Annotated in this window: 23 protein-coding genes; 15 read left to right on the plus strand and 8 right to left on the minus strand. The window is 53.3% G+C overall.

Translation table 11 applies throughout. The annotated features are described in order from the left end of the window. Positions 1 to 25: 25 nt before the first annotated feature. From HED22_RS01470 to HED22_RS01500, 7 genes are all read left to right on the plus strand, one after another. Entirely contained in the window at positions 26 to 1,405 is a 1,380-nt protein-coding gene (locus HED22_RS01470; RefSeq protein ID WP_167718146.1) for a sigma-54 dependent transcriptional regulator, read from the plus strand. A gap of 42 nt (positions 1,406 to 1,447) precedes the next feature. Next, positions 1,448 to 2,827, plus strand: a complete 1,380-nt coding sequence (trkA, locus tag HED22_RS01475) for a Trk system potassium transporter TrkA (protein WP_167718148.1) — start codon at positions 1,448 to 1,450, stop codon at positions 2,825 to 2,827. 63 nt (positions 2,828 to 2,890) lie between these two features. After that, positions 2,891 to 3,577, plus strand: coding sequence for an HAD family hydrolase (locus HED22_RS01480; RefSeq protein ID WP_167718150.1), 687 nt, complete (start codon positions 2,891 to 2,893; stop codon positions 3,575 to 3,577). Positions 3,578 to 3,698: 121 nt separating this feature from the next. Next, positions 3,699 to 3,956 carry an RNA chaperone Hfq gene (gene hfq / locus HED22_RS01485; RefSeq protein ID WP_008891082.1) on the plus strand — a complete coding sequence of 86 codons (258 nt, stop codon included), beginning with the start codon at positions 3,699 to 3,701 and terminating at the stop codon, positions 3,954 to 3,956. Next, entirely contained in the window at positions 3,916 to 5,295 is a 1,380-nt protein-coding gene (gene hflX / locus HED22_RS01490) for a GTPase HflX (RefSeq protein WP_175581080.1), read from the plus strand. The genes hfq and hflX overlap by 41 nt, the downstream gene beginning before the upstream one ends. Before the next feature lie 14 nt (positions 5,296 to 5,309). Continuing rightward, positions 5,310 to 6,137: an inositol monophosphatase gene (locus HED22_RS01495; RefSeq protein ID WP_368484458.1), complete on the plus strand. Its 828-nt coding sequence runs from the start codon at positions 5,310 to 5,312 to the stop codon at positions 6,135 to 6,137. A gap of 82 nt (positions 6,138 to 6,219) precedes the next feature. Continuing rightward, positions 6,220 to 7,089, plus strand: a complete 870-nt coding sequence (locus tag HED22_RS01500; RefSeq protein ID WP_167718152.1) for a GyrI-like domain-containing protein — start codon at positions 6,220 to 6,222, stop codon at positions 7,087 to 7,089. A 31-nt stretch (positions 7,090 to 7,120) separates the two neighbouring features. Here HED22_RS01500 and mazG read toward each other — a convergent pair whose 3' ends face one another. The 5 genes from mazG to ectA all read right to left on the minus strand — a co-directional run bounded on the left by mazG (position 7,121) and on the right by ectA (position 12,121). Next, positions 7,121 to 7,945, minus strand: a complete 825-nt coding sequence (gene mazG / locus HED22_RS01505) for a nucleoside triphosphate pyrophosphohydrolase (protein ID WP_167718154.1) — start codon at positions 7,943 to 7,945, stop codon at positions 7,121 to 7,123. 154 nt (positions 7,946 to 8,099) lie between these two features. Continuing rightward, positions 8,100 to 9,605 (minus strand): aspartate kinase, encoded by a 1,506-nt coding sequence (locus tag HED22_RS01510; protein WP_167718156.1) that lies wholly within the window; start codon positions 9,603 to 9,605, stop codon positions 8,100 to 8,102. 88 nt (positions 9,606 to 9,693) lie between these two features. Beyond that, entirely contained in the window at positions 9,694 to 10,095 is a 402-nt protein-coding gene (locus HED22_RS01515; protein WP_167718158.1) for an ectoine synthase, read from the minus strand. Between the two features lie 67 nt (positions 10,096 to 10,162). Continuing rightward, the gene (ectB, locus tag HED22_RS01520; protein WP_167718160.1) at positions 10,163 to 11,446 is read right to left on the minus strand and encodes a diaminobutyrate--2-oxoglutarate transaminase; all 1,284 of its coding nucleotides are present in this window, start codon (positions 11,444 to 11,446) and stop codon (positions 10,163 to 10,165) included. Between the two features lie 126 nt (positions 11,447 to 11,572). Beyond that, positions 11,573 to 12,121, minus strand: a complete 549-nt coding sequence (ectA, locus tag HED22_RS01525; protein ID WP_175581081.1) for a diaminobutyrate acetyltransferase — start codon at positions 12,119 to 12,121, stop codon at positions 11,573 to 11,575. Positions 12,122 to 12,444: 323 nt separating this feature from the next. Between ectA and HED22_RS01530 the strand changes: the two genes are divergently transcribed. Next, positions 12,445 to 12,933 carry a MarR family winged helix-turn-helix transcriptional regulator gene (locus tag HED22_RS01530; protein WP_167718162.1) on the plus strand — a complete coding sequence of 163 codons (489 nt, stop codon included), beginning with the start codon at positions 12,445 to 12,447 and terminating at the stop codon, positions 12,931 to 12,933. A gap of 199 nt (positions 12,934 to 13,132) precedes the next feature. After that, the gene (locus HED22_RS01535; RefSeq protein WP_254869656.1) at positions 13,133 to 14,071 is read left to right on the plus strand and encodes an MBL fold metallo-hydrolase; all 939 of its coding nucleotides are present in this window, start codon (positions 13,133 to 13,135) and stop codon (positions 14,069 to 14,071) included. Between the two features lie 18 nt (positions 14,072 to 14,089). Here the strand turns inward: HED22_RS01535 and HED22_RS01540 are convergent, their stop codons facing one another. From HED22_RS01540 to HED22_RS01550, 3 genes are all read right to left on the minus strand, one after another. After that, positions 14,090 to 15,184 carry a YeeE/YedE family protein gene (locus HED22_RS01540; protein ID WP_167718166.1) on the minus strand — a complete coding sequence of 365 codons (1,095 nt, stop codon included), beginning with the start codon at positions 15,182 to 15,184 and terminating at the stop codon, positions 14,090 to 14,092. A gap of 109 nt (positions 15,185 to 15,293) precedes the next feature. Then, complete coding sequence (locus HED22_RS01545; protein WP_167718169.1) at positions 15,294 to 15,656, minus strand: helix-turn-helix transcriptional regulator; 363 nt, start codon at positions 15,654 to 15,656, stop codon at positions 15,294 to 15,296. A 113-nt stretch (positions 15,657 to 15,769) separates the two neighbouring features. After that, positions 15,770 to 16,045, minus strand: a complete 276-nt coding sequence (locus HED22_RS01550) for a transcriptional regulator (protein ID WP_254869658.1) — start codon at positions 16,043 to 16,045, stop codon at positions 15,770 to 15,772. 219 nt (positions 16,046 to 16,264) lie between these two features. Between HED22_RS01550 and HED22_RS01555 the strand changes: the two genes are divergently transcribed. The 6 genes from HED22_RS01555 (at position 16,265) to soxA (ending at position 20,027) form a co-directional block, all read left to right on the plus strand. Continuing rightward, a complete protein-coding gene (locus HED22_RS01555; protein WP_167718173.1) occupies positions 16,265 to 16,999 on the plus strand; it encodes a cytochrome c biogenesis CcdA family protein in 735 nt (244 codons plus the stop codon). Between the two features lie 10 nt (positions 17,000 to 17,009). After that, the gene (locus tag HED22_RS01560) at positions 17,010 to 17,627 is read left to right on the plus strand and encodes a thioredoxin family protein (protein WP_167718175.1); all 618 of its coding nucleotides are present in this window, start codon (positions 17,010 to 17,012) and stop codon (positions 17,625 to 17,627) included. A gap of 195 nt (positions 17,628 to 17,822) precedes the next feature. After that, positions 17,823 to 18,284 (plus strand): sulfur oxidation c-type cytochrome SoxX, encoded by a 462-nt coding sequence (soxX, locus tag HED22_RS01565; RefSeq protein ID WP_167718176.1) that lies wholly within the window; start codon positions 17,823 to 17,825, stop codon positions 18,282 to 18,284. A 19-nt stretch (positions 18,285 to 18,303) separates the two neighbouring features. Continuing rightward, positions 18,304 to 18,759, plus strand: coding sequence for a thiosulfate oxidation carrier protein SoxY (gene soxY, locus HED22_RS01570; protein ID WP_167718178.1), 456 nt, complete (start codon positions 18,304 to 18,306; stop codon positions 18,757 to 18,759). A 19-nt stretch (positions 18,760 to 18,778) separates the two neighbouring features. Next, on the plus strand, positions 18,779 to 19,105 hold the full coding sequence (gene soxZ, locus HED22_RS01575; protein WP_167718180.1) for a thiosulfate oxidation carrier complex protein SoxZ: 327 nt from the start codon (positions 18,779 to 18,781) through the stop codon (positions 19,103 to 19,105). A gap of 61 nt (positions 19,106 to 19,166) precedes the next feature. Beyond that, on the plus strand, positions 19,167 to 20,027 hold the full coding sequence (gene soxA, locus HED22_RS01580) for a sulfur oxidation c-type cytochrome SoxA (protein ID WP_217701844.1): 861 nt from the start codon (positions 19,167 to 19,169) through the stop codon (positions 20,025 to 20,027). Positions 20,028 to 20,041: the final 14 nt, after the last annotated feature.

Genomic DNA, 20,041 nt, shown 5'->3' on the forward strand with positions numbered 1-20,041 from the left:
AGAAAAAGATTGATTTGGTCACGACATGGCGCACGACATTCTTATTGTCGACGATGAAGAAGATATCCGGTCCCTGATTTCCGGCATTCTCGAAGACGAGGGCTATACAACCCGTCAGGCAGGATCAAGTCAGGGAGCTCTGTCCGAGGTTGCCGCCCGTCGGCCGAGCCTTGTGGTGCTTGATATCTGGATGGATGAAAGTGACCATGACGGCATCGAAACCCTCAAGCTGATCAAGCGCGAGCACAGTGAAGTTCCGGTCGTGATGATTTCCGGTCACGGCAATATCGAAACCGCACTCGAAGCATCGCGCATCGGGGCATATGATTTTATTGAAAAGCCGTTCAATACCGACCGTTTGCTGATGGTGGTCGAGCGCGCCATTGATGATGCGCGTCTGCGTCGCGAAAACCGCGAACTGACCCTTAAGGCGGGCGGTGATACCGAACTGGTCGGAAAGTCATCTGTCCTGAACAATTTACGACAATCGGCCGAACGCGTTGCACGCACCGGCAGCCGTATTCTCATTCATGGTCCGGCTGGATCTGGCAAGGAAGTTGTCGCGCGGCTTATTCATCAAAAATCCGCACGTGCCGAAGCGCCGTTTGTGGTTTTGAATTGCGCGAATATTTCACCTGAAACCATGGAAGAGTCGCTTTTCGGGGCGGTCGCGACAGCAGACCGTGAAGCGCGCACCGGCGTGCTTGAAATGGCCCATGGTGGCACCTTGTTGCTTGATGAAGTGGCAGACATGCCGCTTGAAACCCAGGGCAAAATCGTACGTGTTCTGCAGGATCAAACGTTTGAACGCGTCGGTGGATCGGTGCCGGTTAATGTGGATGTCAGGGTCATTGCCACGACTGCGCGCGATCTTGAACAGCGCATTGAAGAGCAGAAATTCAGGCAGGATCTTTATTACCGTCTGAATGTTGTGCCACTTGAAGTGCCTTCCTTGCAGCAGCGCCGTGACGATATTCCAATGCTGGCAGAAATGTTTCTTGATCGATATGCCGATGCGACCGGCCTTCCGAAAAGAAAGCTGTCGCCCGAAGCAATGGCAACGCTGCATGCTTATGACTGGCCGGGCAATGTTCGTCAGTTGCGCAATGTGATCGAAAGACTGATGATCATGGCGCCAGGTGATGAAGACAAGGTCGACCTGATCAGTGGCAAGATGCTGCCATCAGAGCTGTTTTCTGATGTTCCGACTTCGCTAAGTTTTGACAAGACCAGTGAAATCATGGCATTGCCGCTCCGCGAAGCGCGTGAGATGTTTGAAAAAGAGTATCTCCAGACGCAGATCGACCGTTTTGGCGGGAATATCTCCAAAACGGCAAGCTTTGTGGGCATGGAACGTTCAGCATTGCATCGCAAGCTGAAAAGCCTTGGTGTTAACGGGCAATAAGCCTGAGATTACCTTGGACTGTTGTGAACGGGAGAATTCGAAATGAAGGTCATCATTTGCGGCGCTGGGCAGGTGGGGTTCCACATTGCCAAGTATCTGTCTGCGGAAAACAATGATGTAACCGTGATCGACCAGTCCGAAGAGCTGGTGCGCAAGATTTCCGATACACTTGAGGTCAAGGGTATCATTGGCTTTGGCTCACACCCGGATGTGTTGCAGCAGGCGGGTGCTGAAGAGGCCGATATGCTGATCGCGGTGACCTTTGCTGACGAAGTCAACATGACGGCCTGTCAGGTCGCACATTCGCTGTTTAACGTGCCGACCAAAATCGCGCGTATCCGCAGCCAGACTTATTTGCAGCCCGAATGGGCCAGTCTGTTTGGCCGTGAGAAGCTGCCGATTGACGTGGTGATTTCGCCCGAAATGGAAGTTGCACGCGCGGTTGCACGCCGTCTTCAGGCGCCAGGTGCGTTTGACATGATCCCGTTTGCCGATGACAAGGTCAAAATCCTTGGCATCCGCTGCAGTGACGATTGCCCGGTGATCAACACGCCCCTGCGTCAGCTTCATCAGCTTTTCCCGGATCTCAATATTTCGATCCTCGGCATGATCCGCGGTGACAAGGCGGTTTATCCCAAGGGGGATGACCAGATGCTGGCCGGCGACCTTGTATATCTTGCGGTTTCCAGTGATCAGGTCGATCGGGCGATGTCGGCCTTTGGTCATGAAGACCCGGAAGCGCGCCGTATTGTGATCTTTGGCGGCGGTAACATTGCGTTGTTCCTGGCTGAGGAAATCAACAAGAACTTCCCGGGCGTTACCACCCGACTGGTCGAGGCCGACCCGGAACGGGCACGCTATGTCGCACAGAAACTGCCAAAGAAAAGTGTCGTCTTGCGTGGGGATGTTCTTGATCCGGAACTACTTGAAGAGGCCAATGTCGGCAATGCCGAGGCGGTAGTTGCCCTGACCAATGATGATGAAACCAACATTCTGTCGTCCCTGCTGGCGAAGCGGTATGGCTGCCCGCGTGCGCTGACGCTGATTAACAAAAGTACTTATAATTCACTGGTTTCCGAACTTGGCGTTGATGTTGTGATCAGCCCGCGTATGACGACGGTGTCGACCATCCTCCATCATGTGCGCCGTGGACGTATTCGGGCTGTACACAGCCTTTCCGAGGGCTTTGGCGAGGTGCTTGAGGCAGAAGCACTTGAAACCGCACCAATCGTTGGCAAGGCGATCAAGGATATCTCGATGCCTGCCGGTGTGGTCTTTGGGGCTATTCTGCGCAACGGAGAGGTTGTAATGCCACGTGCCGCGACCGTGATCGAAGCCAATGACCGGATTGTGGTATTTGCAGGCTCTGAGCAGATCAAGAAGGTCGAGAAAATGTTTGCCGTTCGTCTGGAATATTTCTGATCGGGCAGGCGGTTATCTTAGTCCTCATACAAAATAATGCCCAGCCAGCCACCGGGATTTCAAATGTCTGACCAATTGCCTCATCCGCCTCAAGCCGTCATTTTTGACTGGGATAACACCCTCGTTGATAGCTGGGGAACCATTCAGACTGCGCTTAACATGACGTTTGAGGAATTCGGTCTGGAAAGCTGGTCGATCGAGGAAACCAAGCAACGGGTTGCGCGTTCCATGCGTGACAGTTTTCCGATCCTGTTTGGCGAAGACCGTTGGCTGGATGCCAAGGACAGTTTCTATGGCCATTTCCAATCCATTCACCTTCAAACGTTGAAACCGCTTGCCGGGGCACATGATCTGTTGTGTGCGTTGCGTGATAACGGGACCTATATTGGGGTTGTCAGCAACAAGAATGGTGATTTCCTGCGCAAGGAAGCCGATCACCTTGAATGGACCCCGTTTTTTGGCAAGATCATCGGGGCAACGGATGCCGCCAAGGACAAACCCGCGCCCGATCCGGTCCATATGGCTATGGGCGACTCTTCGGCACCGCAATATGAGAATCTATGGTTTGTTGGCGATAGTGTGGTTGATATTCAGTGCGCGCGGAACGTTGGAGCGACTGCAATCCTGATCGGTGACGAAATAACCGGCCACAGTGACACGCAGAATTCCGCGACTCTCAGCCCTGATTGGCATTTCGCGGATTGTGACGCGCTTGTTAGGGTTGTAAAAAGCTTCTCGAACGTCTTATAGTTCATACAGGTCATTAAAAATGGGGCCGGAATCGTGACTGACCTGATCGTCGACGGTTCCACATTTTCCTTGGCCGCCCGAAACCAAAAAAACGCTCATAAAAGAAGGCTAGGTCTAACCAATGGCGGAAAAATCACAAAATGTTCAGGACGTCTTTCTGAACTATTGCCGTAAAAACAAAACGCCGGTTACCGTGTTTCTGGTCAACGGAGTCAAATTGCAGGGGATCATTACCTGGTTTGACAATTTCTCTGTTTTGCTGCGGCGCGATGCTCATACCCAGCTCGTGTACAAACACGCGATTTCGACGGTAATGCCGACGACCCCGATCAAGCTGTTTGATCCGAGCCAGCCTGCGACGGAAGAAGAAAATAGCTGACGAGTCTCTGACTTCGGGGAGCGGCGATACGCCGGACTCTCCCCGGGTCCTGGTTTTCCATCCGGAACTAAAACGCGCAGACCCGACCGGGACTTGGCGCGACGCGTCTTCACGTCTGGAAGAAGCGGTCAGTTTGACGGGTGCGCTTGAATTTGAAGTGGTGGGCGCGGAAATCGTGCCCATTGCAAAGTTGCGGCCTTCCACACTGTTTGGCAAGGGCGTGACTGAACGGCTTGGCTTGCAGATCAAGGCCGAAGAAGCCGATATTGTCATGATCAACGGCATACTTACCCCGATCCAGCAACGTAATCTGGAACGGGAATGGAAATGCAAGGTCATCGACCGAACGGGCCTGATCCTTGAAATCTTTGCTGATCGTGCGCGGACCCGTGAAGGGCGCTTGCAGGTGCAGCTCGCACTGCTGAGTTATCAGCGATCACGCCTTGTCCGGACATGGACGCACCTTGAACGTCAACGAGGTGGCCGTGGCTTCCTTGCCGGTCCTGGTGAACGTCAGATCGAGATTGACCGACGTTTGATTGGAGACAAGCTTGCCAAGCTCCGCCGAGAGCTTGAGGAAGTCAAGCGCACCCGTGAACTGCATCGTGAGGCCCGTCGTCGTGTGCCGTACCCGATTGTGGCACTGGTGGGCTACACCAACGCTGGCAAGTCGACCCTGTTTAACCAGCTGACCGTGTCTGAAGTGTTTGCCGAGGACATGCTGTTTGCGACCCTGGACCCGACCATGCGTGGTCTTGTTCTGCCAAGTGGTCGCAAGGTTATTTTGTCTGATACGGTGGGCTTCGTATCCGACCTTCCGCATGATCTTGTCGCAGCTTTCCGCGCGACGCTTGAGGAAGTTCTGGAAGCAGATCTGATTGTTCATGTGCGCGATGCTTCTTCGCCCGAAACCGAAGAGCAGAAGCTTGATGTGCTTGAAGTCCTCAAAGAACTGGGGCTTCAGAAGGCCATTGACGGTGAAGAATTGGTCGAGGCGCTCAACAAGATCGATCAGCTTGAAGGAGACGACCTGCAGGCGGTGTTGGAATATGCGACGCGCCATGACAACACCATTGCGATTTCCGCCGTCAAAGGCACAAATTGTGACGCGTTGCTTGATCTGATCGAAGATCGCCTGACGGAAGATATGCCGATTTTCGAGCTTTGCGTACCTTATGCGGATGGAAAGTCACTCGCGCGGCTCTATGAGCAGGGTGAAGTACTTAAGCGCAATGAAGGTGCGGATGGTATTTCGGTACAGGTTCGTGTTGATACGACCCGTGTCGGCCGGTTCGAGGATTGGTGCGCCAAGGCCGGGCTTGATATTCATCTGGTGTGATAGGGAGAAAGCGCGTGGCGATCAAAGTCGATATGGACAAGGTCACCGACATCATTCGGGAAGTGTCGGCTGCCGAGATTGCCCCACGTTTTGGCCAACTTGATGATGCGGATATCGACACCAAGACCCATGCGATGGATCTTGTGACGATTGCCGATACCGAGGCGGAACGCGTTTTGACCCAACGCCTTACCGATCTGCTTCCCGGCAGTCGTGCCTTGGGTGAAGAGGCAGCCCATGAAGACCCGACGCTTCAGAAGCGCATTTTTGCGGCCGACGATCCTTTCTGGATCATTGACCCGGTCGATGGCACCAAAAACTTTGCCCATCACAAACAACCATTTCGTTGCATGGTCGGACTTTATGCTGGCGGAGAAACCGTTGCGGCATGGATTGTCGATCCGATTGAAGGGGCGGCAACCGTTGCGGAGCTTGGGTCAGGGACGCGTTATAAGGATCAACCGGTTTCGGTCCGATCCAACATCACAAAGGCCGCAGATGCCAAGGGTTTTCTGATTTCATATGCCCGCGATCGCATCCGCAAGCATTACGGTCATCTCGATTTCTTTGCTGATGTGGCGCATTACTCTTGCTGTGGTGCGGAGTATGAAGAAGTGGCGCGGGGAGCGTTTGATTTCTGTGCCTATCGCACACTCAAGCCCTGGGACCATGCACCTGGCACCTTATTGGCCAGAGAAGCCGGTGGGTATGCGCGCTATATCACGGCCAATACCGATAACGAATATAACGCCAATGCCAAAGCAGCTGGTCTTTTGTGTGCGAGTTCCGAGGAACTCTGGGCCGAGATCAATGAAATCCTGATGCCGCTATTCCCCGCATAAGGGCAGTTGCAAGTCCGCAAGATTTGTCAAATCGACGCGTGCTAGCGTTTTCGAACTGCACAACAAACTGCACGAGAGAACGATGAACAAATTGCATGCCCGGAAATCCTACCAGGAACGTCTTGCACGGGTGCAGGGCTATATTCATGATCATCTTGATGAAGAACTTGATCTGAACAAGTTGGCGGAAATCGCCTGCATGTCGCCAACCCATTGGCATCGCATTTATCACGGTGTTTTTGGCGAGACCATCGCGGCAACGGTAAAGCGGGTCCGGCTTCATACCGCAGCTGGCATGTTGGCAAACAGTGCAATTTCGATTGAAGATATCGGCAAACGCTGCGGGTATCCGAACCTGCAATCCTTTACGCGGATCTTTTCGGATTGTTATGGCATGCCGCCAGCGCGATATCGCAAGGAAGGCAGTCATGCGAAATTTCAGAACGCCCTTGAAGACCAGGGGGCTGTCATCATTGGGCCTTGGGATGTCGAAATTCGCAACGTACCCGAAATGCAACTTTTGACGATTGACCACCATGGGGCATTCATGCAGATCGGCGAGGCGTTTGATCGGTTGTTTGGGTGGCTGGCGGTGCGGGACCTGATCACACCGGATGCAAGGTTGATCGGGGTTTATCACACAGATCCCGACAGCTACCGGGAAGAGGACCTGTTTTCCAAAGCAGGGGCATTGCTGTCCAACGCCACGGCAATCGAGCTGGAAGCACCAGTAGAACGAACGACCGTGGCAGCTGGGCGATATGCCTGTCTGCACTACAAGGGCCCATATGCCGATATGAAGGCTGCCTATTTATGGCTTTTCGGTAAATGGTTGCCGCAGTCTGGCGAGGAAGCCCGCGAAGGACCGGTTTTTGAGGAATATCTCAATAATCCGCGCGAAGTGGCGCCAACTGAGCTCCTTACCGAAATCTATATGCCGCTGGAAAGCTAGGCCAAAAATCTTGAGCGGGGCAGATGTGCGATCATACCTGACCGCGCTCTGTCTTTTTCGCCAGATTCCAAAGGTTATCCATTTCCGCGAGGTCTGAGTCAGCCGCCGTTCGGCCATCGCGGGCGAGTTCATCTTCGATAAAATGGAAGCGTTTGGTGAATTTGTGGTTGGCACCGCGAAGTGCCACTTCGGGGTCAACACCGATCTTGCGTGCCAGATTGGCCATAACAAACAGCATGTCGCCCAGCTCATCCTGCAAACGGGCCGGATCCGGATTTTCGGTCATTTCGGCTTTAAGTTCGTCGATTTCTTCGTGAAGTTTGTCAAAGACTTCATCGGTGGTCGGCCAGTCAAACCCGACGCGGGCAGCGCGTTTGGTCAGTTTTTCTGCGCGCATAAGCGCGGGCAGGGCGCTTGCAACACCGTCAAGGGCGCTGTGGCGTTCATGGCCTTTGTCTTCGGCCTTTTGGGCACGTTCGGCGGCCTTGATCTTTTCCCATGTCTGATTGACGCCATCTGTAGTTGTCGCACCGCCATCACCAAATACATGCGGATGGCGGCTCACCATTTTTGAAACAATGCTGTTGGCAACGTCTTCAAATTCGAAATGCCCGGCTTCCTTGGCCATCTGCGCGTGAAACACGACCTGCAAGAGCAAATCACCCAATTCATTGCAGAGTTCCGGCATGTCGTTGTCTGCAATGGCGTCTGCGACTTCGTAGGCTTCTTCGATGGTGTAGGGGGCAATGGTCGAGAAATCCTGTTCCAGATCCCACGGGCAGCCACCATCCGGGTTGCGCAGCTTTGCCATGACGTCGAGAAGTTCGTTGATGGCTTTGCTGTTATGCGTGGTCATGGTGGATGTCCTGTTTGGTTTGCCGGTTTTTGCCCGTCTTTAAGTCCTATCGCGCTGCACCACGACTGACAAGCCTATCATCACTGCAAAACAAAACCCGCAAGGCCGATGTGGCGCTTGCGGGTTTTGCTGTGATGTTCGGATGCCCTTTGGCTTATGCAGCCTTAAGCTTTTCCGGTTTTGCGGTGCTTTCATCCTTGGTTTTCTTGGATGCGGCACTTTCTTCTTTTTTTCCTTCGACCAAACCGCGATGCAGGGCGACAATCGCCTTGTTGAAGTCGCCTTCGGCAACAACAAACTGCAGATCAACACGGCGGCTCGGATAGTGGGATGCCACCAGGTCAACACCGGCATCATCCAGGATCGACACGGCACGGGCAAACAGGCCCGGCTGTTCGATATTGGCACCGATGACCGAGACAATCGCGACCTTACGGGTCTGGACGGTTGCTTCGGGCTGGTTTGCCTCAATCTCGTCAACACAACGACGGATCTGTTTCAGCGGTGCTGCAACATAATGCGTGATCGTGTTGGCGTTCAGGTTCTTGGTGACAGTCGGCACCTTGTAACGTTTCAGAACGTTCAGGATCGCTTCTTCGCCACCTGGAACGCCAACCATATCCTGATTGAAGACTTCAATCTCGAACGCAGTCGGAACACCGGTGACGATTTCAACGCGGCTGTTTTCCGGCTCCCAATGATCGTCAATCACCGTACCCGGATGTTCCGGTTCAAAGGTGTTGGCGATGCGCAGCGGAATGTCGTTCTGACGAAGACCCTTGGCTGCACGCGGGTGGATGGCTTCCATGCCCATGTTCGAAAGCTGATCGGCCACGTCGTAGCTCGTGCGGCCAATCGGGCGCACAGCGTCTTCGCCGACAATGCGCGGATCGGCACTCGACAGGTGGAATTCCTTATGAATGATTGCTTCACGCGCCTGTGTCAGGCAGGCAATCCGCGAGAAGGTCACTTCACTGTAACCACGGCCATAGATGCTCATCAGGCCTTCGCTGCACTGGGCATAACCCGTTGCAATCGCAAGCTGATTTGACAGATCAATGTCTTCGAACACCTTGTTGATGCGACCATCAAGGGTAGAGGCCTCTGGCTCGCGCCAGCCTGACAGGTCGGCGAATACGGCATTCACACCCTTTGCACGCAGCAGCAACATGGTGTTGTGCGCACTATGTGCTTCACCAATGGCCGACAGCATTTCGCGTACGGTCAGAAGGTGTTTTTCAAGCTTGAAATGACCAAAGCTGCACAGACGATGAAGATCCATCAGGCAACTGCGCGTGCCTTCGATCCGTTCCTGAACAAAGGCATTGGCCAGCTTCAGTTCCGGTGCATCACCAAAGATTTCTTCGTTGATGGCACACATTTTCTCGGAAACTTTGGTCAGAGCATCGCCCCAGGCCCAATCGGTTTCCGATCCGGCGTAAAGCTGATAGACGCCTGCTTCACCGGTTTTCTTGTTTTCGAGCAGAAGGTCGGTAAAGCCGCCATATGCCGAAACGACAAAGACACGGTTGTAAAGCTCGTCTTCGCTGCGATTGCCGACCAGAATGTTGTCCATGACCGCATCAACCTGGGTCATCGACGTACCACCGATCTTGTGAACGCTATGCCCAGCGTCCTTATTTTTCTGGGCTGAAAGCATGTTGCCTCCTTTGGGGGCGTTTCCTTTAAAAAATATGCTCAAGAGCGTTCGGGGCGTTTAGGAAGCTAGCGCCCCGAACAAAATTCTTTTAGCTGGCGAGAGATTCGCCATCGAGCGGGTAGACACCGTTCTCATCATGGACTTCGCGACCATTGAGTGGCGGGGTGAAGGCACAAGCGACAACCATGTCCTCGGTACCGCCGCGCAGATAGTGACGGTCGTGTTTGTCGAGGATGTAAACCGTGCCCGGCTCGATCTTGTATTTCTTGCCGTCAGCGATGGTTTCCACTTCGCCATTACCCGAGATGCAGTAAACCGTCTCGAAATGGTTGGCGTAACAGATTTCGGTTTCAGTACCGGCATAGATGGTGGTGATGTGGAATGAGAAGCCCATACCATCTTCGGCAAGCGACAGACGGGTGCTTTCCCAATTGTCCGAAACCACACGGCGACCGGACGCTTCACATTCTTTCAGAGTACGAACAATCATTTTTAACTCTTTGATATAATTAAGTTGTGGGGCAGGGCGACGCATTGATGCGTCGCCCTAACTTTTGTTACTCAGCGGCTGCTTTGGCCGGGGATACTTCCTTGCCCATGGCTTTGGCAGTTGCCAGTTCAAGGATGTCCAGGCCATGTGCCAAATCCTGCTTGGAGATGATCAAAGGCACAAGGCATTTAACAACTTCATCTTCCGGGCCACTGGTTTCAATCACAAGGTTATGCTTGAAGCACTCCTTGGTGACTTTCGATGCCAGCTCACCGCTTTCAAAGCTGATACCCTGCATAAGGCCGCGCCCCTTACGATAGATTTTGCCATCGCCATAGCGCTCGGCAATCTCTTCCAGCCGGGAGCCAAGGAATTCGGCTTTGTCGCGTACATCCTTTGCAAAGCTGTCATCTGACCAGAAATGGTCAAGGGCAGCAGCAGCTGTCACGAACGCGTGGTTGTTACCACGGAAGGTGCCGTTATGTTCGCCCGGATGCCAGACATCGAACTCAGGCTTCATCAGAACCACGGCAAGCGGAAGACCATAAGCCGAAAGCGACTTCGACAGCGTGATCATGTCCGGCTTAATGCCGGCCGGTTCGAAGCTGAAGAACGTACCGGTACGGCCACACCCTGCCTGAATGTCATCAAGAATCAGAAGGATGTCGTGTTTCCGGCAAGTCTGTTCAAGTTTCTTGAGCCAGTCAAAGTCGGCAGCATTCAGGCCACCTTCACCCTGCACAGCTTCAACAATCACGGCAGCGGGAAGGTCTACGCCGCTGGAGTTGTCCGACAGGAGGCGGTCAAGATAGTCGACGGTATCAACGCTATCACCCATATAACCATCGAACGGAACAGCAACAGCGCCATCAAGGGATACGCCAGCAGCGCCACGATGGTGCTCGTTACCGGTAACCGCAAGCGAACCCAATGTGCAGCCATGGAAACCGTTGGTGAACGAAATCACGGTTTCACGACCTTTGACGCGACGCGCCACTTTCAGCGCGGCTTCAACGGCATTGGTGCCGGTCGGGCCGGTAAACTGAACCTTGTATTCCATGTTACGCGGCTTGAAGATTTTATCTTCGAGCGCTTCAAGGAAAGCAGCCTTGGCTTTGGTGTGCATATCCAGACCATGGGTCACGCCGTTTGATTTGATGTAATCAATCAGCTTTTCCTGCAGGACAGGATGGTTATGGCCATAGTTCAGGCTGCCGGCACCGGCAAGGAAGTCCAGATAACGGTTGTTGTTGTCGTCGGTCAGCCAGGCGCCTTCTGCCTTTTCAAAGGTTACGGGGAAGGAGCGTGCATAGCTCTGAACTTCCGATTCAAGGCGATCAAATACAGTCATGGTTCCCTCTTTCATATTGGGAAAAATCAAGTCCACATGTCATGCAAAACGTTCCGGCTTGCCGGATGTTCCAGAAATGTTCGAGCCATTTCGTGCATGAAAAGTGGGGAAATTCGGTCAGCCGGATCAGGCTGCAACGCGTTCGACGTCTTCGCGTTCAAATGGCCCGATCTGCCACAGAATTTCGCTGGCAGCGGCACCTTCGAAGTGCGTTTCACGTTCGAACTGGACCTTGCGTTTGACTTCAGCGCCCAGTTCGCGTGCGACAGAACGGAACACGCCCTGCGATGGGGCGTTGGTCGACGTAATCGTCGTGTTCAACTGCGAGACATTATGGCAGGACGGACGATCCAGAATATCAAGGATCAGACGTTTCGCCAGACGCAGGCCACGAGCCTTGGGCGATACGGCGACCTGCCAGATGAAAAGCTGTTCAGGCTTGTCCGGAACGATGTAGCCCGAGACAAAACCAACGGCTTCGCCGTTGAGTTCAGCAATCGCGCACGTGTCCGCAAAGTGCGAGCACTGCAGCAGATTGCAATACATCGAGTTCTCATCCAACGGCTTGCAGTCGGCGATAAGGGTGTTTACCGCAGCACCGTCTGTTGCCTTGGGTTTACGGATAATCAGGTTGGCTTTCTGGCCGGTATTGCCGTTTGTGTTGGCAATTTTCATCGGTCTGCCTGTTCTGTTATTTCGATACACGATCATTTATGTCGCGAGAGATATATAGAACACCGATATAAATGGATCAACCCCCTATGTGTTACTTTACTGTGAAATGCCACAAATTGTTGAGAATAAACGAAAGAATGATTAATCGACCTTCGATGGGGATAATGTTCTTTCGATGAAATATTCTTTCCTTAAAGTGGCGAGTTTCGATGGAATAAATGATCGAAATTCGATGTAAAAACGTCTTAAAACGTTGCGAAGTCGCCGATGTGGGGCTAAAACAGCGTCTGCTACTGGAAACCTGACTTGCCCGGAACATAACCATGGATAAATTGCATGAAGCGTTGATCTCTATTCGCCGTATCCTGCGCGCGAGTGATATTCACGCAAAAAAGCTTGGTAAAGTGACCGGGCTTAAAACCTCACAGCTTCTTGTTCTGCAATCGCTTGAGGAATTCGGCGAGATGACGGTTGGCCAGATCGCCGCCAAGGTCAATCTGGCCCAGGCATCGACAACCGCCCTTGTTGACAAGTTGCAGGCGATGCAGCTTGTCACCCGTGAACGTGGCGATACCGACAAGCGTAAGGTCTTCGTGCGGTTGACCGATCAGGGCAGGGCGATACTAGATCGCGCGCCGATGGCGCTTCACGACCGGTTTTCAGACAACTTCAACAGTCTTGAGGAATGGGAACAAACCTTCCTGATCGCTGCCCTTCAACGCGTTTCGGGCATGATGGATGCCAGCGACATCGATGTTGCCCCGGTTCTTGATCACGATGTGATTGTTGAAAAGGCCGTAGATCGTCGCTGAGGTCTGTGTATTTGAAGTGTTTCGCAGTACACTGTAAATAAACAAGAAATAAGATTTCGCAGTGCGGATTTCTGGCTAAGATATTGCCGGAGATTTCGGGGCTGTCGACGTGTGCAAATCTCTACTTAATGTGTTTTTTAGGTTGACCAGATCAACCATGAGTGCATTCATTCAAAAAAACATATGTGTGGAGGATGCAATGTCTGATAACCATTCTTGGTCTCGTCGTGATGTTTTGAAAGCTTCGCTGGCAGCTGCCGGGATCGGAGCATGCGGGCTGTTTCCAAGACCCGCGTCGGCGGTTGGATCCCTTAAGCTCGGCGCCTCTGACGTTACCGTCATATCGGATGGTAATCTGATGTTGCCATTATCATTTGCCTTTCCCGATGTGCCACGTGATGAGCTGATCGCGTTGCTTAAAGCAGAGGGGCAGCCGACAGATGCATTGCTGCCTGATTGCAATATTACTGTTTTGCGCCACGGTGATCGGGTGGTGATGTTTGACGTTGGGGCCGGTCCAAACTTCATGCCATCCGCCGGCAAGCTAATGGATAACCTTGGTGAGGCTGGCGTCAGTCCGGATGAAGTCACCGATGTTGTGTTCACACATGCGCACCCGGATCACCTGTGGGGCCTGATTGATGATTTTGATGAATTGATCTTCACCGATGCGCGCTATCACATGAACCGGGTCGAGTGGGAATACTGGCAGGCGGAGGACACCCTGGAAAAAACGCCCGAGGCGCGCAAAAGCTTTGTTGTCGGGGCGCGAAACCGTATGGCGTTCCTTGAAGACCGGATCGAGCTTTTCGAATATGGCGCCGAAGTGGTGTCTGGTGTCGAAGCCGTCGATACGGCCGGTCATACGCCGGGGCATACATCCTTTATGATCCATGACGGATCAAGCAGTGCTTTGGTGGTCGGGGATGCAATCACCAATGTTGCGGTGTCGCTGACCCATCCTGAATGGCCAAGTGGATCTGATCAGGATGCCGAGAAAGGCATTGCAACGCGCAAGATGCTGCTGGATCGCTTGGCCGTCGACGGATCACGGATTATTGGTTTTCACATGCCCCATCCGGGGCTTGGAATGATCGAGCGCTCCGGTTCGGCATACCGGTTTGCCGTGGCAGGGTGATTGTATTTCGGGGCTTTTTTAACCGTGCTTGCGCAGAGATATCGCGCGCAGGAAGCCAAACGGTGATCCTTCAAGAAGGACACCAAGGCCGACACGTGCCCCGATCACGATTGAGATCATGACAATCGGTGATGAGATTGCCAGCGTGGAAAATGCGCTAACGCCCTGACCGATGGTGCAGCCAAGCGCGAAAACGCCGCCGGTCCCCATCAAAAATGCACCAAGCAGGTGGCGGCCGAGTTCGCGGGCATCGTCACACGCCTCCCAGCGGAGATCGTTGCTTTTCCATGCTGCCAGCGCTGCGCCAAGAAAAACACCGATCACCAGTCCGACGCCGTAATCGGGCAAAATGCCGGTCACGGTAATGATTTGCATGATTGTATCGCCGACCGGGGTGACAAAGGACCCGGCCTCGATCTGGGTTTCGACAAAGCGATATTGGGCAAATGTCGTTGTCCATACCCAGCCAAGCGAAATGCAACCGCCAATCACGATTGCACCAAAGGCCTTGGCGCGTTCCGCCCGGAAATCGGAACTGCGAAAAACCCACCAAAGCCCGACAGCACTGGCAAGCAGGGCAATCGGATAGTGCAGGTCAAGTCCGCTGATCTTTGAAAGGATCGTCCCGATGGATTGCGATCCGGCTGCTGTGAATTCAATCGAAAGCGGGTCAAGAAACCAGACGCGGAAATGACCGGTAACGCCGCGCAGCGCAGCAATGGCCGCCAGTCCGATCCCCGTCAGCACGACGAGTGCGCGCAAATTGCCGCCGCCCAAACGAATGATGGCGCCAAATCCGCATGTGCCGACAAAGGCCATGCCAAAACCAAACATCAAACCGCCCAGAATGCTGCCCGCAACCGGCAAGGTCGGAGTGATATAGAAACTGTTGGAAAGATCGATTATGCCAAGGGCGACAAACGTTTGGGTGCACAATAGCGCCGTAATCGCAGCCAGCACCCAGGCGCGCAGACCGATGCTGTTGGCAGCAAACCAATAGCGTTCAAGTGCGGCCATCGTGCAGAAATGTTGCCGACGTGCGACAAATCCCACCACAGTCCCGGTCAAGATACCGGCAAGCGGCAGAGCCCAAGGATTATCCAAACCCAGCATGACGTTTTCCTCCCGCCTTGTTGATTGTAATTTTTTGCCAAGGCGTCGGCGGAATCGTGACGTTTTTTTTGTTCTAATTCAAGAGAGCTTTTCGATCAGCGGTTGTCGCTTATTCGGCAGCGGCTTTTTCTTCGTCGCGAACCGGGGCACAGAACAGGTCATACAGCGTGCCAATGATCGTCGCCATTTCCGTATCGACAATGCGATAATAGATCATGCGTCCATCGCGCCGCGCCGAGACCAGACCATCAATGCGAAGCCTTGCGAGTTGCTGGGATACAACGGCCTGAGGCATGGACAGAATTTCTTCGAGATCCGATACCGACTTTTCGCCTTCCTGCAGGATGCAAAGGATCAGCAGGCGCGTTTCATGTGACAGCGCCTTGAGCATTTCGCTGGCCTTGCGCGCCTGTTTGAGGAGTGCGTCGGCTTCGGTCGAGTCCATGTCTTTCTTGAAACGTGGTAGCGCCATCGTTTGCTGTGCTCGTTGGTTGAGGGGCCGAGGCCATTAAATGTCCGGGTGCTTCGGACATATTGGTCAATACACGATCAATTGCTGTGCTTCAAACCGAATATACAGTTTTCCTAATCGTTCGGCAATTGTGAGAGCATCTCGTCAAGCATTGGCCAGAAAAAATGATCGCCGGGGTATCCGCGCAGGCGTGCGACTTCCTGATTGTCATTGATCAACACGAAGGTCGGTGTAATGCGTTCACGCGCAATGTGATCAAGATCATCAGGCCATTCATGAATATCGACGCGACGAAGAGGGGCCTGTTTGCCCTGATCGGTATTCGGATAGGCTTCGCCGATCTCCTGATGCCAGCGCGCACACCATGCGCATCCCTGTTGTTCGAGCATCAACAATTCGGCCGCCAAAGTGGGAACAGTCCACATCTGGGATGCAAATATTATTGTCAGAATAAGCCAGAACGTGCCGGAAATGTGCGGTTTTTTCATGAATTTAAATTCTACAGAAACTTGTGATTGAATTATATATATGAAAAATACTATTCTTTGAAAAGGCGCTGATAAACAAATTTCAAAATCAGATACCCACAGCGCCGGGAGGAACATGAATTGCTTGATATAGGTTTCGGCGCAGCCTTCGTTGCAGGGGTGCTGTCGTTCTTTACACCATGTGTTTTACCGATTGTCCCGCCATACCTTGCCTATCTGGCAGGGGTCAGTGTTGCGGACCTTGATGATCGTAAGGTCGCAAGTGCGAAGTCACGTCAGGTGTTCTTTACCGCACTGGCATTCGTGGCCGGGTTTAGCACGATTTTCGTTGCACTTGGTGCGACGGCGAGTGTTATTGGCCAGTCACTGGCCAGTTATTTCGATATTTTATCGATTGTTGCCGGGATCATGATTGCGATCATGGGCCTGCACTTCATGGGTGTTTTTCGGATATCGCTGTTGTATCGCGATGCTCGGATCAATGTGTCGAACAAGCCAGCAGGTTTGGTCGGGGCTTATGTGATGGGTCTTGCCTTTGCCTTTGGCTGGACGCCGTGTGTGGGGCCGGCATTGGCCGCGATCCTGTTTGTTGCCGGGGCGGAAAGCACAGCATTGCGCGGGGCAGGGTTGCTGGCGGTCTATTCGCTAGGCATCGGCTTGCCATTTGCGCTGGCGGGGCTTTTTGCCGGGCAGTTCGTTGGCTGGTCCCGGAAATTCAAAAGCCACATGCACAATGTTGAACGGGCAATGGGGCTTTTGCTGGTGTTGACCGGCGTCTTGTTCATGACCGGGCAGATGTCTGCCATTGCCCAATGGTTGCTTGATACTTTTCCTTCGCTTTCGACCCTCGGATAGGAGCTGCGTTATGAATATGCGTCATCTGTTGCGTGGAGTGCCTCTGGCGAAATGCCTGGTTGCCGGATTGCTGATGGTGAGTTGGTCGCAAGGATCACAAGCGGCGCCGATGGGTGAAGACGGCCTGCACAAGGAAGACTGGTTTTCGATCACGTTCCGCGACATCGCTGACGATATCGCGGATGCGCGTGACGAAAACAAGCGTCTGGTGATGATTTTTGAGCAACGCGGCTGCATCTATTGCGCGAAGATGCACACCGATCTTCTGAGCGATCCGGAGGTATCGGATTACATCAGGGAAAACTTCAAGGTCGTCCAGTACAACATGTTTGGCGACGAGGAAGTGATCGACCTTGATGGTGAAGTGCTGAGCGAAAAAACAGCGGCCCGCAAGTGGGGCTATGTCTTTACCCCAACCATCGTTTTCCTGCCTGAAGAAGCCCCGCAAGACGGCAAAAATGCCGCGGAGGCCGCAGTTGCGACCATGCCGGGTGCATTCGGTAAGTGGACGTTTCTGAACATGTTTCGCTGGGTGAACGAAAAAGGCTACGAAACCGACGAGCACTTCCAGAAATATCACGCTCGCATTATTCGCCAGCTTCAGGAAGAGGGGCGTTTGGGGCAGTAGAAAGCCCCTGAAACCCTTGTGAAATCGTAATTCAGCACTTAACACATTAAAAATATCATATTTATGTGTTGAATTAAAAGTTGAGTTTGAATAACGTTAAATAAAGGCGCCGTTAGAGCAGCCATATGTCAGACCGGGGATGTTCACATGCCACACAGAGGGTAGGGACATCGTCACAGGAGGAAACACAACGCCATGTCTTGGAAACCAAGAGCCTTTCTTGCGTGCCTGATCGTTGGCCTTCCGGCCCTTGCCGCAGCTGATGCACTCGCACCTGCCGATGTCAAATTCGACGACATGTCTGTATCCCAGTCCCTGACCAGCAAACCGGGGGATCCGGAAAACGGGCGCAAGGTCTTTGCCAATCGTAGCCTTGGCAACTGTCTGGCATGTCACGCCGTCAAAGATCAAAGTGACCAGTTGTTCCATGGCGAAGTCGGTCCGCCGCTTGACGGTGCTGCCGACCGCTGGAGCGAAGGTGAGCTTCGCGCAATCGTCGCTGATGCCAAAGAAGTCTTCTCCGAAGAAACTGTTATGCCGGGTTTCTATTCGCTGAATGTCGGCATCAATGTCCGCAAAGATCTGGTCGGCAAAACCATCCTGACAGCCCAGGAAGTTGAAGATGTCGTGGCCTATCTGGCGACGCTCAAAGAATAACAACCACCGAGGAAACAAGATGAATCTCACACGACGCCAAATGCTTTGTGCATCAGTCGGTGCAGCTGCAGCCGGAGTGTTCGGCTTGTCGCTGTCCGCCTCTGCCACGCCGGAAGCCACAGCCGAAAGCATCAAGAACTTCGCCGGTGGTAAAGAGCCTGCCATGGGCGGTGATCTGACCCTCACAACGCCGGAAATTGCCGAAAACGGCAACACAGTCCCGGTGGAGGTATCTGTGGCAAGCCCGATGACCGATGACGACTACGTTGAATCCGTCGTCATCTATGCCGAAGGCAACCCCAACCCGGACGTCGCTGTATTCCACTTCACGCCGATGAGCGGTGCAGCCGAGGCGAAAACCCGCATGCGTCTTGCGAAAACCCAGAATGTGGTTGCTGTCGCCAAGACGAGTAAAGGGCAGGTTTTCATGGACAAAAAAGAAGTCAAAGTGACCATCGGTGGTTGCGGCGGCTGATCGGATCGGGAGACAGTAAATGGATAATATCAAGCCGCGTGTAAAAGTGCCGAAATCCGCATCGGCAGGTGATGTCATCACCATCAAGACCCTGATCAACCATCCAATGGAATCAGGTTTGCGCAAGGGCAAGGATGGTAATCTCATCCCGCGCCAGATCATCAACAAGTTCACCTGTGAATTCAACGGCAAGCCGGTGTTTTCCTGTGACCTCGAGCCGGCAATTTCCGCCAACCCCTATATCGAGTTTTCCGCCAAGGTCACCGAAGCGGGAACATTCAAGTTCAGCTGGTTGGATGATGACGGTTCTGTCTACGAGACTGAAAACAAGATCGCCATAAAATGATTCGGGACGGGTCCGTTGATCAGGTGATCACGGACCCGCCACTGTATCGGGAGGGAATGTCTTGAGAAACCAAATCATAGCCAAAGCTGCCGCGGTTGCCATGACCGCACTTGTTCCGGGGGTCGCTTTTGCCGGTGGGCCTGTCGACGATGAACTTGTCATTGACGGCGAAATCGAGATGATCACCCGGACAGCCCCGCCAGAGGGACACCCGCTTGACGAGGTGCTGTCAGGCTGGCTGTACCGAACTGATGAAACACGGATGCTGGAAACAGACACCTTTGAAAACCCCGGAATGCTCGAGGTCGACGACGGTGCGGATCTGTGGAATACGGTTGACGGCTCTGCCGGGAAGTCCTGTGCATCCTGTCACGGCGATGCCGAAGAAAGCATGGCAGGTGTCGGAGCGAGTTACCCGAAATGGGACGAAGCTTCTAACCGCCCGATCAATGTGGAACTTCAGATCAATAAATGCCGCACCGAAGAGATGGGTGCCGAGGCTTACAAGTTTGATGCCCCTGAGCAAAAGGCGCTTACTGCCTATGTCAAACATCAATCGCTGGGTACGCCGGTAGCCATCAATCTTGCCGAGGGGCATATGCAAAGCTGGTGGGATCGGGGCAACGAGCTCTATTACACCCGGACCGGTCAGCTCAATCTGTCCTGTGCTTCCTGTCATGAACAGAACAACGGCAATTACATTCGGGCCGACCATCTTAGTCAGGGCAATGTCAACGGGTTCCCAACCTATCGCCTGAAGCAGGCCAAGTTGATATCGCTGCACAACCGTTTCCGTGGTTGCATTCGTGATACCCGTGCGGAATTCCCTGCGGCGTTCTCTGATGAACTGATGGCGCTTGAGGTCTATGTGACCTGGCGCGGTACCGGCCTGTCGGTTGAGACACCGGCAGTTCGCCAATAGGACCTAACGCGTTA

The organism is Thalassospira sp. HF15 (assembly GCF_011806525.1).
Classification (GTDB): Bacteria; Pseudomonadota; Alphaproteobacteria; order Rhodospirillales; family Thalassospiraceae; genus Thalassospira.